Annotated in this window: 2 protein-coding genes; both read left to right on the forward strand. The window is 42.8% G+C overall.

What is annotated here, in order from left to right; genetic code table 11:
- Positions 1 to 196 precede the first annotated feature (196 nt).
- Positions 197 to 7,735, forward strand: a complete 7,539-nt coding sequence (locus ABIE26_RS04120; RefSeq protein WP_354375075.1) for a SpvB/TcaC N-terminal domain-containing protein — start codon at positions 197 to 199, stop codon at positions 7,733 to 7,735.
- Positions 7,736 to 7,796: 61 nt separating this feature from the next.
- Complete coding sequence (locus ABIE26_RS04125) at positions 7,797 to 16,217, forward strand: neuraminidase-like domain-containing protein (protein ID WP_310139713.1); 8,421 nt, start codon at positions 7,797 to 7,799, stop codon at positions 16,215 to 16,217.
- The last annotated feature ends 305 nt before the right edge of the window (positions 16,218 to 16,522 follow it).

The following is a 16,522-nucleotide window of genomic DNA, read 5'->3' on the forward strand; positions in this document are numbered from 1 at the left end:
AAAATACCCCAATATTGAAGAAGCAGTCTGCAATTTACTCGCGAAATAAAAACCTGGAAGAACTGAAAATTACTTTCGCACTTTTGATGAAAATAGATAACAAATAATTGGCATTTGAAAAAATAACTGTATATTAAATTAATCATTCGTTTAACGTGTAATGGACTGGAGGTGAGCGTATTTAAATTTTATGAATATGTTAAAAGACGTCAACGACCAGTTCCTAGCGACAGATGGCAGCAAAACTCCATCAAATGCAATAGAAATACCTTCAATCTCGTTGCCTAAAGGAGGTGGGGCGCTAAAGGGGATAGATGAAAAATTTGCTGTAAATGCAGTGAATGGCACAGCTTCGTTGTCTATTCCATTACCTTTTTCTCCTGCCCGTGGGGTAGTTCCTACATTAGGGTTGTCTTATAATTCTGGCTCTGGTAATGGCATTTTCGGATTGGGCTGGAATTTGGGATTGTCTTCTATCAAAAGAAAGACTGAAAAGGGCTTACCTCAATATCTGGATGCCGCTGATTCGGATATCTTTCTGTTTTCGGAAGCTGAAGACCTTGTGCCCGAATTTAAAAAAGACACAGACGGATGTTTCATCCTGGATGAAGGCCAATACACCGTCGTTGAAACAGACTCTGCAGACCGGCTGTTTACCATCAGGCGCTACAAGCCGCGTATCGAAGGTCTGTTTGCACGGATAGAACGATGGAGCAATAAGGTGTCTGACGAAAAAAAATGGAGGGTAACTACCCGGGATAATATTACTACTCTGTTTGGCTGGACCATTAACGCAAGAATTACCCATCCGCAAGATGAAAGCAAAATATTTGAATGGCTACCCGAATTTGTATTTGATGATAAGGGAAATTGTTCACAATATATTTACAAAAAAGAGGACAATTCCGGTATTGAAGTATCTTCACTGCACAACCGCAATCGGATCAAAGGCAACCTGATCACTTATACCAATCTTTATCCCGATAAAATCCTTTATGGTAATAAAACCCCTTACGAACGGTTTGGGGATCCACTGCCTTCGGAAACAGACTATCTGTTCCAGACTGTTTTTGACTATGGCACCCTGCACACCAATGACGCTGTTGAAACCATCAATAACTGGGATTTCCGGATTGACGCTTTCTCTGACTACAAAGCAGGGTTTGAAATCAGGACGACCCGTTTGTGTAAAAGAGTATTGTTATTTCATGTTTTTGAAGAGTTGGCTTTAAGGCTGGATAAGTTGGATAAAAAAACGCTGATCAGGTCTGTCAACTTTGAATACGACACGGCAGCTGAACAGGATTTTACTTTCCTGAAAAAGGTAACTTCATACGGTTATATAAAAAAATCAGATGGTTCTTATGCTCATAAAAGGCTTCCTTCTATGGTGTTTGATTATCAAAAGCACGAATGGAACAAGGATATAAAAACAGTTGCACCTGATGCGCTCATTCATGCTCCTGTTGGATTGGGTGAATACCAATATCAATTCACTGATCTGTACAATGAAGGACTGGCTGGTATTTTGACCGAACAGGCTAATGGCTGGTATTACAAACATAATTTAGGGAATGCCGTATTTGAACCCGCTCAAATGGTTTGTTCCAGGCCTTCATTTGCCGGCCTTGGAACTACTTTGACGCTAACAGATCTGGACGGTGATGGAGGAAAACAATTGACCAGTTTTGGTACTGCCCCAACAGGTTTTTTTGAATTGGGTGATGATGGCGACTGGCAGTGCTTTCGTCCTTTCAAAGCAATGCCGAATGTTGACTTTGGAGATGCCAACATAAGATTATTGGACCTTAACGGCGATGGAAAACCTGAGGTGTTGATATCGGAGGATGATGTTTTTACATGGTATGCCTCTGAAGGCAGGGAAGGCTTTGCAACGGCAAGAAAGACCCTCAAGTCATTTGATGAAGAAGCTGGGCCCCACATGGTGTTTTCGGATGCCAAACAAAGCATTTATCTGGCTGATATGTCTGGTGATGGCATGACAGATATATTACGCATCAGGAACGGAGAAGTGTGTTACTGGCCAAATTTGGGATACGGCAAATTTGGGACAAAAGTGACCATGGATCAAACTCCTGTTTTTGATCATCCCGATGCATTTAACCCACAATACATTTACCTGGCCGACATAGATGGTTCCGGTACCAGTGACATTGTTTATTTGGGTAATAATAAATTCAGCTGCTGGAAAAATCTCAGCGGTAACCGTTTTAGCATTGCCCCATTTGAAATAGAGGTAATTCCTGAGGTTCAAAATGAAGCCCGTATAACGGTAACTGACCTATTGGGGAATGGAGTTGCCTGTATTGTTTGGTCCAGTCCGCTGGCAAAAGATGCACATGCGCCACTAAAATATATCGACCTGATGAACAGTAAGAAACCGCACATTATGGTTTCCTATAAAAACAATCTCGGAAAGGAAGTATCTTTAGAATACAGCCCCTCTACTAAATTCTATATAGAGGATAAACTGGCCGGAAGTCCATGGGTTACCAAACTGCACTTTCCTGTCCATTGTGTTTCAAAGACTGTTACAGAGGATAAGGTATCCGGATACAAATTTGTTACAGGGTACAAATACCATCACGGTTATTATGATCACACCGAACGGGAGTTCAGGGGATTTGGTATGGTAGAACAAACAGATACTGAATTTTTTGAACATTGGAAAAGAGAGGGGGCTGCAAATGTTACAGAAGCCAGGTTACATCAGGAGCCTGTGATAACTAAAACGTGGTATCACACCGGTGCTTTTTCAAAGGATGGGACAATATTAAATCAGTTTGAGGCCGATTACTGGTATGCGGAGCTGAAAAAGTTGGGTACTGTGTATACACATCGGGAAAAGAATTTGCCCGATACACGACTGGTAGCTGCTTCAGGTATTGATGTTTCAGCATTGGGGCACCTTACGCCAGGTGAATGGCACGAAGCCATGCGTGCCTGTAAGGGTATGATATTGAGATCAGAAGTATTTGCCAAAGACGCTGCTACTTTTGGCAATACCGAGGCAGCATTACAAAGGGAAAAAATCCCATTTTCTGTAGTATCGTCTAATTGCCTCATCGAATTGGTTCAGCCCAAAGGGAAAAACCAGCATGCGATATTTACAATAAATGAAAGTGAAACTATTACTTACCGCTACGAAAGGGAGGCCGATGACCCCTGTATTGCTCATAAGCTCAATATCAGTTTAGATAAATATGGAAATGTACTGGAGAGTGCTGCTGTTGTTTATCCCAGGCGGATATCCAATATTGAAACATCCTTACCTGAAACAACCCGGGATGCGCAGCAGAAAACTGTAATTACCTATACACAAAATCAGTTTACCAATGAGGTGATCACACCAGGTACCTACCGATTGCCACTGCATTCGGAAGTGAACACATTTGAGCTAAGGGGAGTTATTAAAACTAACGATTACTATTCTCCGGAAGATTTTGCTGATATTCTTCTTGATACCCGATCGGACATAGTTAGCTATCAAGAGTTTGATATAACAGCTGTTGCCGGAAAGGCCCAGAGGAGACCGATAGCGCATACCCGGTCACTTTTTTACAAAAGTAATCTTACTGATCCGCTGCCCTTGGGAAAAATGACATCTTTAGCTCTGCCATACGAAAGCTATCAACTGGCATATACACCTGAACTGCTTAAGGATATTTATAAAGATAAAGCAGATAACGGCACATTGGAAACGTTAATGGCAGAGGGCAGATTTACCCACGTTATTGACGAAAACGGGACAATGGATGCGAATTGGTGGGTACGCTCTGGTACCATGCATTTTATAAAAGACAGTGAAGACGAACAGGTTGCGAAAAACCGTTTTTATACCCCCGTTTCCCATAAAGATCCATATGGTGCGGTAACCAAAGTAAAATATGATGGTACTTATTTCCTGTTTGTAGAAGAAACGGAAGACGCATTGGGGAACAAGACGGGCGTAGTTGACTTTAACTTCCGTACGCTTTCTCCCCAACGTATGATTGACAGTAACAATAACTTATCAGAAACGATCAGCGATGAGCTGGGGATTGTAAAAGCAATGGCGGTAATGGGGAAAGGGGCACAGGCTGATGAGTTGTTCGGACAGGAAGAAATTACGGAAAATGAACAAGCGGGCATTAATCATTTTTTTACTGTTGCCGATGCCCCCGGGATATGTGAATCAGTCAGCCTACAAAACATAGCGAAACAATTGTTGCAACGTGCCACTACGCGTTTTATATATAATATTGACAACTATGCTCAAAATGGGCAGCCATTTGTGGTGGCCACAATAACAAGAGAAATACATTACCGTAGCGAGGATGGGCAGCTTAATCCTGAAAGTGATGTTCAGCTTAGCTTTGAATACGTCAATGGCTTAGGCGAGGTAATTATGAAAAAAGTGCAGGCCGAACCTGGATGGGCAAACTATGTAAGGTCTGGTACAGGTGATACGATTATTATTGACCGTGTTGATACCAATAATTCTGCTGGAGGCAATGCCAGACAACTGCGCTGGATTGGCAATGGACGTACAATTAAAAACAACAAAGGTAATGCAGTAAAACAATATGAGCCGTTTTTCTCTGTTTCCCCAAAATTTGAAAACGAAAAAGAGCTGGTGGAAACGGGCATTACCTCAATTTTGTTTTATGATGCTGCCGGACGTCTGATCAAAACTGAAATGCCTGATGGCAGCTATACTAAAGTAGTGTTTGATTCGTGGAAACAAGCTGTTTATGATGCCAACGATAACATACTGGATAGTGAATGGTATTTAAAACGGACTGATAGTGGAAGAACCGATTTTATTACTGATCTGAATGCGCAAGTAGCAGCAGTTAAAGCTGCCAAACATGCCAGCACACCTAAGGTGTTGCATTTTGATACGCTGGGCAGACCGGTATTGTCCGTTGAGCACAATAGGGATACCAGTACTGGCATAGACGAATATTATAGTACCAAAATTGTGCTTGATGCAGAAGGACATCTACGCAGTGTTATAGATGCCAGGGAGTTGGCCGAAAATGGGTTTAAGGGCAATGCGGTAATGCAATACAAATATGATATGCTAGGTAACCTGGTATATCAGCACAGCATGGATGCTGGCCGGCGCTGGCTGATGCTTGATATTATGGGCAGTCCTTTACATACCTGGGATGAGCGGGACTATGAGTTCCAATATTTTTATGATGTGTTGCACCGTCCAATTGAAACCAAAGTTAAAGGAGGGGAGGGAGCTGTGCTTAACCACACTTTTAACCGGATATTTTATGGTGAGCACGAAGCTGAACCTGAACGAAAAAATCTGAGGGGAAAGCCGGTTAAGCACTATGATACTGGGGGGCTTGTAACTACGCCGGAATATGATTTTAAAGGGCAGCCTTTGCATACCAGCCGAAAGTTTTTTAGCAAATACAAAGAAGTAGCTAACTGGACTGATGATAACCTGGTCAATGACCTGGAAAATGATGTGTTTACTCATACTACCTATACAGACGCCCTTGGAAGAATAATCAGGCAGATTACACCCGACGGGGCTGTTATTTTACCTTCCTATAATGAGGCCGGGTTGTTGGATGGCGAGGAGGTAATACATCATCATTCTGCTGTTACAACTACCTATATTAAAGATATTGACTATAATGAACATGGCCAGCGCAACAAAATTATTTATGGCAATGATGTAATTACCCGCTTTATTTATGATGAAGAGACCTTGCGTTTAAGACACCTGGAGACCAGGAGAAAAAATAATGAACTGCTGCAGGATTTGTATTACACCTATGATGCTGTAGGCAATATTACCTGTATTGAGGATAAGGCGCAACCTGTTCAGTTCTACAGCAATCAGGCAATCATCGCAAAGAACGAGTATACTTACGACGCGCTTTATAGAATTATAGCTGCAACAGGTAAAGAAAATGATATCGTGCCGGGCTTTGGTGGCTGTGATAACTGGAACGATAAAGCATTTATGCATGTGCTAAACCCTGTTAACCCAATGGCGGTAAGAAATTACAGCCAGCACTTTGCCTATGATGCGGTAGGTAATATTCTGCAAATGAAACACCTTGCCCGGGCGGGAAACTGGACCCGAAACTACGAATACCAAACCAGCAACAACTGGCTAAAAAGTACCCGGATTGGTGATAATGGTAACCCTGTGAGTTTCACATCCTATAAGCACCATAACCCGCATGGCTTTATAGAAACATTGCCCCATCTTGAAAAAATAAACTGGAATTTTAAAGAAGAGATGGTACTTACGATAAGGCAACACTGTACGGATGACCAGATACCTGTAATTACTTATTATCAGTATGATGGCAGCGGACAGCGTCTCCGGAAGATAACCGAAAACCAGGCAGCCGCCGGAAATGTTCCCACAAAAAAAGAGGAACGTATTTATATAGAAGGTTATGAGAGTTACAAAACCTACAAGGAAAATGAGCTGATTTTTGAGCGAAGTACACTTAGCCTGCTGGATAAAGGGCATCGTTTTGTAATGGTTGATACCGTTACAAAGAATATGGAACCTGGTGCTGTTCCTTCAGATCGGGTAGGGACAAGGTTATCGTGTTATCAGCTACATAACCATTTAGGCTCGGCTGCTCTTGAATTAGACGATACTGCCAGGATAATTTCTTATGAGGAATACCATCCTTATGGTACAACAGCTTATCAGGCGCGTAGCACAGAGATCAGAGCTGCTGCTAAGCGTTACCGCTACGCTGGTATGGAAAGGGACGAGGAAACAGGCTTGTCTTATCATAGCGCACGATATTATATGCCCTGGATGGCCAGATGGCTGAGTGCAGATCCGATAGGCCTGGCAGACGGTACAAATGTATTTGCATTTTCGCGGAACAATCCAATTGTTTTAACCGATACATCTGGGCATCAATCAAGCAGTCCGCCACTTACGGGGCTTTGGGATGGAGCTGCATATAAGCCTGAAGCACAGTATACAAAATTTATTAGGGGTAAAGAATATACACTTTTACTGCCCAATGATGCCCCGGATGTGATCGCGATTATTCCAGGCAACGCCTATTGGGAACAACTTGCATGGCGAGTAGGTAGCCGTGCAGACACCGTAAAAGAAACAACGCCTGGTGAACTTAGTTTCTCTGCCCCGCCATTGGTTGATGCCGGGCCGATTCGTATACCTCCCAAGCCTAAACCAAAGCCTGAACCTGTATCGGTCGATTTTGATGATGATATCATTGAAGTGGCTAAGCAGCGTACTGCTGAAGATATAGACGATGATATTTTCAAAGTAAAATCGGAAATCAGGAAACTGCAGCCGGAGCTGGAGAAGTCCCTTGAAGAAGCCAAATCCGAGTCTTTAGGCGTTGTTCCTATAGTGGGTTGGGCTCTGGCCTCAATTTATGACCTTTACAGAGGTGATAAAAGTAGTGCTGCGATGAATGCTGCAGAAGAAGGTGTTGAGCATTTTGCAGAAAAAGTTTTCGGTGAAATTCCCTTAGTCGGTCAGGCATATGATACCAAGAAACTGCATGAGGCGATGATGAAAGCAGGTGAAAATGCAAAGAAAATGAGCACACTGAGAGAGCAGCTCTACAGATTGAAGGTAGAACGTGGAGATCCCGATGCGAGATTGGACTCTGACGATGGGCGGACATATCTGGGGCCTGGCGGGGTACGGTTTGATAAAAAAACAAATAAACCTATGAAACGTATTCAGGATGGTTGATGAGCTAAAAGCTTAGGAACATTTAATCTGCATACATATAAACGACAATATCTTCCTGACCATGAAAAAAAAGGTTATTGAAAGCGAGGCCGGAGATGCCCGGCTGATGGAAAACATAAAACTGTTTTCTGCAAATTTTAAAGGGAAAGCTGGCTTAACAGATGCTTTTACCAAATTGTACCTGAAGAATGATGGTAACGTACCTTCGGTACTGGCCCAGCTTTCAGGGAACAAACTCTTTTCTAAAAAAACTTTAGCAGATATCTCCTTTACTTTTGGGTTAATGACGTGGGCCGGCGCAAATCAGGTGTTGATGGATACTTTTCGGGGAGATAGCGCAGTGAATTCCCTGCGTGATATAGCGCTCAATTACAACAAAGAGGCTTTATCAAAAAAAATAGACAATACTGCTACGCCGCCATTGCAAAATAAGAAGGATTTTATTAATGGTCTGTATACGAACCTTTATGCGCTGGAACCCACAGCTATAATTGTCAATATGATTAACGATCCGAAAGTGCCCTTGTGGAACAATGAAACTGGCAAGATCATTTCTTCAATATTGTCTAGAGTTCCGGATTTCAAGATTACCACAACATCTGTTTATGAGTTGATCAATGATGAACAGCTGTTGAAGCCCGTAGCGAAAAAATATATAGATACGGTAATCCATAACTTAAAGGTGCTGCAGCGTGTAACTTTAATGAGTCCTGTTCCTGAAGCTGTTCCGGTTTTGATCAACAAAAACTATCTATCTGTACCTGCAGTTACTGCCTTGCCGCTTAAGCAGTTCATCGCCACAATGCAAGGCACTGAATTGTCAACCGATATCCTGAAACGTATTTATACAGCAGCGCAAAAAAAGAAAGCTTTTTATGAACATTCGCTGCTTAGCATTAAGGAAGCTGGGATGAAAACCGGTATCGCCATGATTGATGGCAATAGCAGCGGTAAGAGTGGCGCTTCTGCTGTAGACCCCGATGTTGAGGGCATCCTTTCTAAAAACAACCTGAGCTGGAATCTCCTCTTTGGCGACGCTGATTTTTGTGAGTGTGGCGAATGTACCTCAGTGTATAGTGCAACCGCCTATTATGTAGACCTGCTGCAATATTTAAGAAACAACAACCTTGACACGGGTAAGGTAAAAACAGGTACTGAAGACAATCCCCCTTTGCAAACACTTTTTGCACGTAGGCCCGATTTGGGCCATCTGGAACTCAGTTGCAAAAATACCAATACCATTTTACCTTATGTTGATCTGGTGAATGAAGTGATGGAGCAGTATATTGTCCTCAAACCGGGCGGTTTTAATAATTATAAGGGGTTTAATGTAGACAAGGAGACCAGCGGCGAACTGTTATCGGCTCCGCAGCACACCAGTAAAGAAGCTTACAAAGTGTTGCAAGAAGCTTTTTTCCCCTTTAGTCTGCCATACCATCAGCCCATTGACGCCATCCGTATCTTTTTAAAACAATTGAATACCAGCCGATACGAGTTGATGGATACCTTTCAAAACAACCATTCGGATATCAGATTGGAAGTAGCTGCAGATGCAGAGTTTCTTGCACTTACAGAAGAAGAATATCGGATCATCACAAAAAAGAATTTCGATGGAACAAACGACAGTCGTAACACAAAAGAATATTATGGCCTGGCTGTGGCTACAAATTGGCGCGAGCGATTATGCCGCGTAAAAGATGAATTTCTGCCAAGAACAGGACTGCTATACACTGAATTGGTTGGCCTGCTTCAAACAGAATATATCAATCCGGGGCTCGTTGTTCCGGAATATGGCGAAATGCTGCGCAGTCTTTCACAACCTCTCGCGGCGGCATGGCTTACTTATCAGGATGATATGGGTGGAAACCTGCTGACGGATAACCCCCAGCTTAAAAAACTGCTGGATAAATACGATGAAAAGACACGTTTACAAAAACTGAGTAGCTTTTTTGAAAGTATTCCGGGCTGTTTTGCATTGAATAGCCCCGATAATGATTGTAACCTTGATAAGGTTACGCTCCTGCGTTATGATGAAGATTTCCTGTCGGAGGATGATTACAATAAATTCAACCGGTTTATCCGTCTTTGGCGAAAAATGGGCTTTACTATTGAGGAAACCGATCAGGTCATCATGAGTTTAGGCAGTGGCGATATTACGCCGATAATGATCCATAGGTTAATGGCCGTTAAGAAGATAATAGATCTTACCGGCATCGAGCTTAGTAAACTGCTATGCTTTTGGGGGAATATAGGTACGGCAGGAGAAAATGCACTATTTAACCGTTTATTCATAGCTCATAACCTGGCGGCTATTGATCCGGTTTTTACAACAAAACTATCCGGTACCGAAATGCTGGCCGATCATTTACCGGCGATCATGGCAACGCTCAATTTATCGGCAAATGATATTTCCCTAATCAGCACCTATAAATCTTTGTCGGGGCCTTTAACGCTTACCCTTGAGCATCTTTCTTTATTGTATCGTTATCGCCTGCTTTCAAAAATGCTGGGATTGAATATTTCCAGATTGATTAACCTCATGGAAGTGGTGGGAGATGTTTTTGAAAGCCCCCATATAACACTTCGTTTTCTTGATCAAATAGCAGAGGCCGAAACAGCTGGGTTTACGTTTGATCAATTGAGCTATATGGTTAATGGCACTGGTAATTTATCTCATCTTGACAATAAAGCAACCCTTGCCCTGGCTAAAGACATTTATGACGGACAGACTGCGATTGAAATGGAACATGCCGATATTGTGCCTGATGCCGCAGCAACAAGCGATGCGGAGAAGCTCGAATCGATCATAAGCAAGGCCACTACTGAACTGGTACGCAGCAAAGCTACTTTGTTATTTGAAACGGACCGGGCAGAGCAGCTCATCTCAATTTTAGAGGGGACAACGGTTTACAGTACCTCGGCACCATTGTTGGCCGACACGGTACTAACCGATAGCGCCACGCTTGGGGCAGCCCTCAAACTAAAAATAAAATACCGGAGAAATGACGATACAGGTACCGGTTCTCTCCAGGTAAACGGGGCGCTGACGGCGAATGAATTGGCAGAGCTGGAAGGAGCAGTGCCTGGTACAAATGCCTGGACACAGGCTGTAGCGGAAATAAAAAGGCAGCAAGATGAGTTGTTCAACGATATACTTGCTGGCATTTTCGTAACAAGCCCTGTGGAAACAACCTTACTCAAATCTGAAAATAATACAAGTTCTGCGCCGCAAAAACGTATCGCTTTTTTGGAGGTGTTTTTACCTTATCTGAGAGAGAAACTTATACAGATACATGTTGTAGCTACATTGTCTGCTCAAACAGGTTTAGACCATTTGCTGGTACAATCCCTGATTAAAAATATCTTAAAGCCAGATGGGGCCTCGTTGTATGCCCAACTCACAGCTCCCTCTACATCGCTTGCCCCTGCATCCTGGTATGGCAAGCTGATTCCTGCATCAGAAGATAACTTTACGTTTATTGTCAGGGTAGGTACAAATGTAACTTTCAAGTTAAGCCTGGATAATGTTGTTGTGCTGGAACATACAGGGATACCTTCGAATGGGGACTTTGAACTGCGTAGTGAAGCAATAAAGCTCAGCGCCGGAAAAGTCTGCCAGCTTTCGCTTGAAGGGATTCTGCCGGAAAACCTGTTCTGGAAAACAGAAACTTCCGCTATAGAAAACATCCCGGCAAAGGCGCTGTTACCTGATGCGAAACTAAAGGCTATTAGGAGCGCATTGAGACAGCTCGGGAAAATGGCAATACTGGTCAAAACACTTGCTTTAAGTGCCGATGAGCTTAACCATATTCAGGCAAATCATTCTGATTTTGGGGATATTAACTTTAGTGACCTGAGCTTTTACCACCTGATAAGGATCATCCGCTATTGCAGGCTTCGCGATTCGTTGCCTAAAACCAGTCTCAATCTATTGCAGTTCTGGGAGCAGCTGAACCAGGCTGGTGCAAACTTAACCGAACAAATAGCACAGCTGACCAAATGGAAACAAGAACAGATCAGCAAGCTTATTTCCGGTCCGCATTTTAATCTGGTTGCAGCTGATTTTAGAAACGAAAAGAATCTTTTGAAGCTTCAGCAGGCACTTTCAGTAGCCACTAATATTGGTGTAGACATTGATACCTTATTTCAATGGGCAATACCATCTTTTGCTTTTGATGCAACTCGGGCTATAGCAGAAAGTATTCAGATGGCCTTACGCGCCAAATACAACCAATCGGATTGGGAGCAGGTTGTAAAACCCTTAAATGACGTTTTACGCAACAATCAAAAAAATGCATTGATTGCCTATCTGTTGCAGCAACCGGAACTCAAAACAGCAGGAGTTACAGATGCTGACGGCCTGTTTGAATATTTCCTGATCGATGTACAGATGGAGACCTGTATGGAAACCTCACGTGTTAAACAAGCGATTTCTTCTGTTCAATTATTTGTTCAACGATGTTTCCTGGGGTTGGAAGAGGTGATTTACGGCATCGCCCCAAATGCGCTGGACAGGGAACGATGGGAGTGGATGCAGCATTACCGGGTTTGGGAAGCCAACCGAAAGGTTTTTCTTTATCCCGAAAATTGGATAGACAGCAATCTCCGCGATGACAAAAGCCCATTTTTTAAAGAGCTGGAGAGTGAGTTGCTTCAACAAGACATTAACCAGCAAAACGTAACCGAAGCGCTGAAAACTTACTTGTACAAAGTAGGTGAAATAGCCAATATGGAAGTGATTGGTCTGTACATTGAAGGTAAAAAAAACGGAGATACCGTTTGGCAGGACGGTGCCAGGTTGCACGTGTTTTCGCGCAGCCGTAATGCTCCGTACTTCTTTTACTATCGCTACATGGCACTAGATGAAATGAACTGGTACCCATGGGAAAAAATACAGGTCGATATTCCTAGCTATGATGTTTTGTTTACTGATGGACGCATTCTCGGCAATGGCTGCTACCTTACACCTGTGATCTTAAACGGACGGTTAATGATTTTCTTTCCGCAGATTACTGCTAAAACGAAGCCTAATATTGGTTCGGGACAAATTAAAACCCTGGCTGATAAAACGCAGGACCAATTAAAACCAATTGAGTACCGCGAAATAAAGATGGCTTATAGCGAATACAAAAATGGCAAATGGACACAAAAGCAATTGAGTACTGATTGTCTTTACGATGTCAGGTTATCCCTTCCTTCATTGGGCGCATATAATTTCTACCCGGTAATATCTGGTGGTTTTGTTAAAATTACTGTATACGGAAATTATGCGGGAAGATACAAAATAGGTGCATTTGATTTTGACGGCACGCTTCACACAGGTACGGTCAGCTCATCCGAACTGGGAGGCCCTGACGCAATATACTTTGACTATTCCAACGGTAAACGTAGTAATCAGGATCATGAAGAAAGGTTAAATATACTGTTTGATAATTTCTTGGTAACAAAGTTCCGGTGGGTACCAAACAGGTCTACATGGGCCTGGGAAAGTTATCCATTCTGGTTTGTAAATGCTGCGAAATTAATAGAACTTTCCAATTTACCTCAGCTCAAAGAACTGTTTGATTATACACTTTCTATCCCTGCTGATGGGCTGGAAAATGCGTTTGGTAAAACAGCCCATGCAAGTTACCATGAGCTGAAGCGGCCTTATTCGCTTTACAATTGGGAATTGTATTTTCATACTCCCGTTATGATTGCCGATGCACTTAGCAAAGCGCAGCAATTTGAGGAGGCTATGAAATGGTTCCATTATGTCTTTAACCCGATTGCCGAGGGTACAGATGACAAGCGCTTCTGGATGTTTGGTCCCTTTAAGGAAACAGACAGCAAAAACATACTGGCACAAATTTTCGGAAGCCTCGGTGCCAATGAGCCTGATCCGGCGATTAGCGAATGGCGTAACAATCCTTTTAAACCGCATGTGGTGGCGCGAAGCCGTCCGGTGGCCTATATGAAATGGGTGGTGATGAAATATATCGACAATATTCTGGACTGGGGCGATTATCTTTTCCGGCAGGATACGATCGAAAGTATTAACCAGGCAACACAACTATATGTTCTGGCCGGCCATATCCTTGGCCGAAAACCAATGGTAATTCCTAAACGTGGTGAACTGAGTGCACAAAGTTACAATTCCTTAATGGACAAATGGGATGCTTTCAGCAATGCGATCAGCGAGATGGAAATTGCGGCGATTTATAATATCCAACAACTTGGGTACAGTGACGAGACAGCAGGCGAAACGGCCGTTGCGGATATTTTTGGTACCGCCAGTGCATTATATTTCTGTATCCCCAACAACCCTAAACTAACTGCTTATTGGGATACACTTGCCGATCGCCTATTTAAAATACGGCATTGCCTGAATATCGAAGGTGTATTCCGCAAATTACCGTTGTTTGAGGCGCCGATAGATCCGGCTTTGCTGGTAAAAGCAGCAGCACAAGGGCTAAGCCTGTCAAGCGTGGTTAACGACCTGAACACCTCTATGCCCAATTACCGCTTTTATTACCTGCTGCAAAAAGCATTAGAGTTGTGCGGCGAATTAAAATCAATGGGTGGAGCCATACTTGCTGCTATCGAGAAAAAAGACAACGAAACAGTTACCCTCATCCGTGCCAGGCACGAAAGTACGGCCAATAACCTGATGATGGAAATCAAAAAGCTGCAATTGGAAGAAGCCCAAAAGTCACTTGATGCACTGCTCCAAAACCGTAAAGCGCCAGAAGCAAGGATGAAATATTACCTGCAGCTTATCGGCGAAGATGTCGGGAAAATACCCGGACAGGACACCGATTTTGCAGAATTAGCCAATGGGATAGATCAGCCTGTTGACGAGAGCGGATTGAAGCTAAGCAAGTTTGAAAAGGAAGAAATGGACAAGTCTTTTGAGGCACATAAACTTCAGACAGAAGTTGGTCAAAAAGAATTATTGGCCAGTATACTTCATTTATTACCTACAGCTGCTGTTGATGCAAAGCCGTTTGGGATTGGACTGGGTGTACAGTTTGGCGGACCGATGTTGGGCGGCGCTATGCAGGCATGGGCCAAGGCATTACAAAATGATGCAAATGTTAAAACCTATGTAGCATCAATTGCGGCAAAAAAAGGTGGTTTCCAAAGGGCAATGCAGGAACGAATATTTCAGACCAATGCTGCTGGCTTTGAATTGAAGCAAATAGACAAACAGATCACAACCCAGCAGATCAGGATCGATATGGCTAACCAGGAGATTCGTAACCAGCAAAAACAAATAGACAATGCTGCGGAAATAGAAGAATTCTTAAAAAACAAGTACAGTAACGAAGAACTATATACCTGGATGCGCGGGAGCCTGAAAACGCTTTACCGGCAGGTGTATAACCTTGCTTATGATCTTGCCAAAAAAGCCGAAAAAACCTATTGTTTTGAAAGAGGTATCAGTAACACAAATTTTATCCAGTCCACTTATTTTGATGCAGGCAGGGAAGGGCTATTGGCAGGTGAGCAGCTTTATGTTGGTTTGAAACAACTTGAGACTGCATATCAGGAAAAACGTGGTTACGACTATGAGATCACCAAACATGTTTCTGTTTGTAAGCTGGATCCGTTTGCACTCCTGCAGCTTAAAACAACCGGCACCTGTGAGTTTGACTTACCTGAAGTTCTGTTTGATATGGACTATCCGGGGCATTTTAAACGCAGAATTAAATCTATTTCGGTTTCTATTCCTTGTATTGCTGGTCCGTATGTTGGGGTAAATGCTACGCTACGTTTGCTAAACAACAAATTCAGGAACAGCTCTATATCAAACAACTATCCTGAAAAAACAGACGAACAAGATGAGCGTTTTATAGCATACAATATCCCGATCACAGCTATCGCGGCCAGTTCTGCGCAGAACGATGCCGGTATGTTTGAACTCAATTTTAAAGATGAGCGTTATTTGCCATTTGAAGGCGCGGGGGTAATCAGCCGATGGAGGCTGGGGCTCCCTGAGTTAAGACAATTTGATTATACGCATATTGCTGATATCGTATTGCATGTAAAGTATACCGCTTGCGAAGGCGGACAGCAATTAAAAGCGTCAGCAGTACAGTCTGTATCAGGACAGCTGAACAAAGTTAGCCAGCAACTTAATGAAACCGGCATGCATTTGCTGATTGGTTTAAGACAGGATATTCCTTCTGGATGGAATTTGCTTAAGACCGGAGGGACTGTAAACCTAAGCATTGATAAATCCAGGTTACCTTATATGGTTCAGGGGATGAACGTTGGGTTGAAACAGGTGACATTTATGGCCCAGGTAAAAGGTAACCCACAGACTTTTACCATGACGCTGGACAACAGCACGGTTACCCTTGAGCTAAACACTGAACTGGGCACGCTCATAGGTACAAGTATGGCAATTCAGTTGGAAACATTGTTTACGCTATCAGTTGCTGAAGCAGATAAGGGAAAAATTGAAGATTTGGTATTGCTGATAAAGTATGGAATGTAGGATAGTACTTGCCAACCCATAAAATAGAGTGGAATAAAAACAATCCGATAATAGCAATTGTCTGGTCGTAAAAGTACTGCTTTCCCCGCTTGCTTTGCAGCAGCCGGATTGGGAAAATAAGTTGTTTCCTGTTAATTTGAATAAGCAGCAGGCGTAGAACAGCCCCGATATTGATACGGAGAAAACTGTATCGCGGCAACATGAGGTAGAGTTGTATAATCATTATGCCTGGCCTTCTTTCAGGCTTAGTTTTGATAGATCTATTTTTTTTGGTTTACTGCAGGCAATGATTAAAAATGATAAAA

It is taken from the genome of Pedobacter africanus (genome assembly GCF_040548825.1).
Lineage (GTDB): Bacteria > Bacteroidota > Bacteroidia > Sphingobacteriales > Sphingobacteriaceae > Pedobacter > Pedobacter africanus_A.

What these genes read in the sequence shown, in the direction of transcription:
- ABIE26_RS04120 (WP_354375075.1), top strand. Translation starts at nt 197, where the DNA reads ATGTTAAAAGACGTCAACGACCAGTTCCTAGCGACAGATGGCAGCAAA.
- ABIE26_RS04125 (WP_310139713.1), top strand. Translation starts at nt 7,797, where the DNA reads ATGAAAAAAAAGGTTATTGAAAGCGAGGCCGGAGATGCCCGGCTGATG.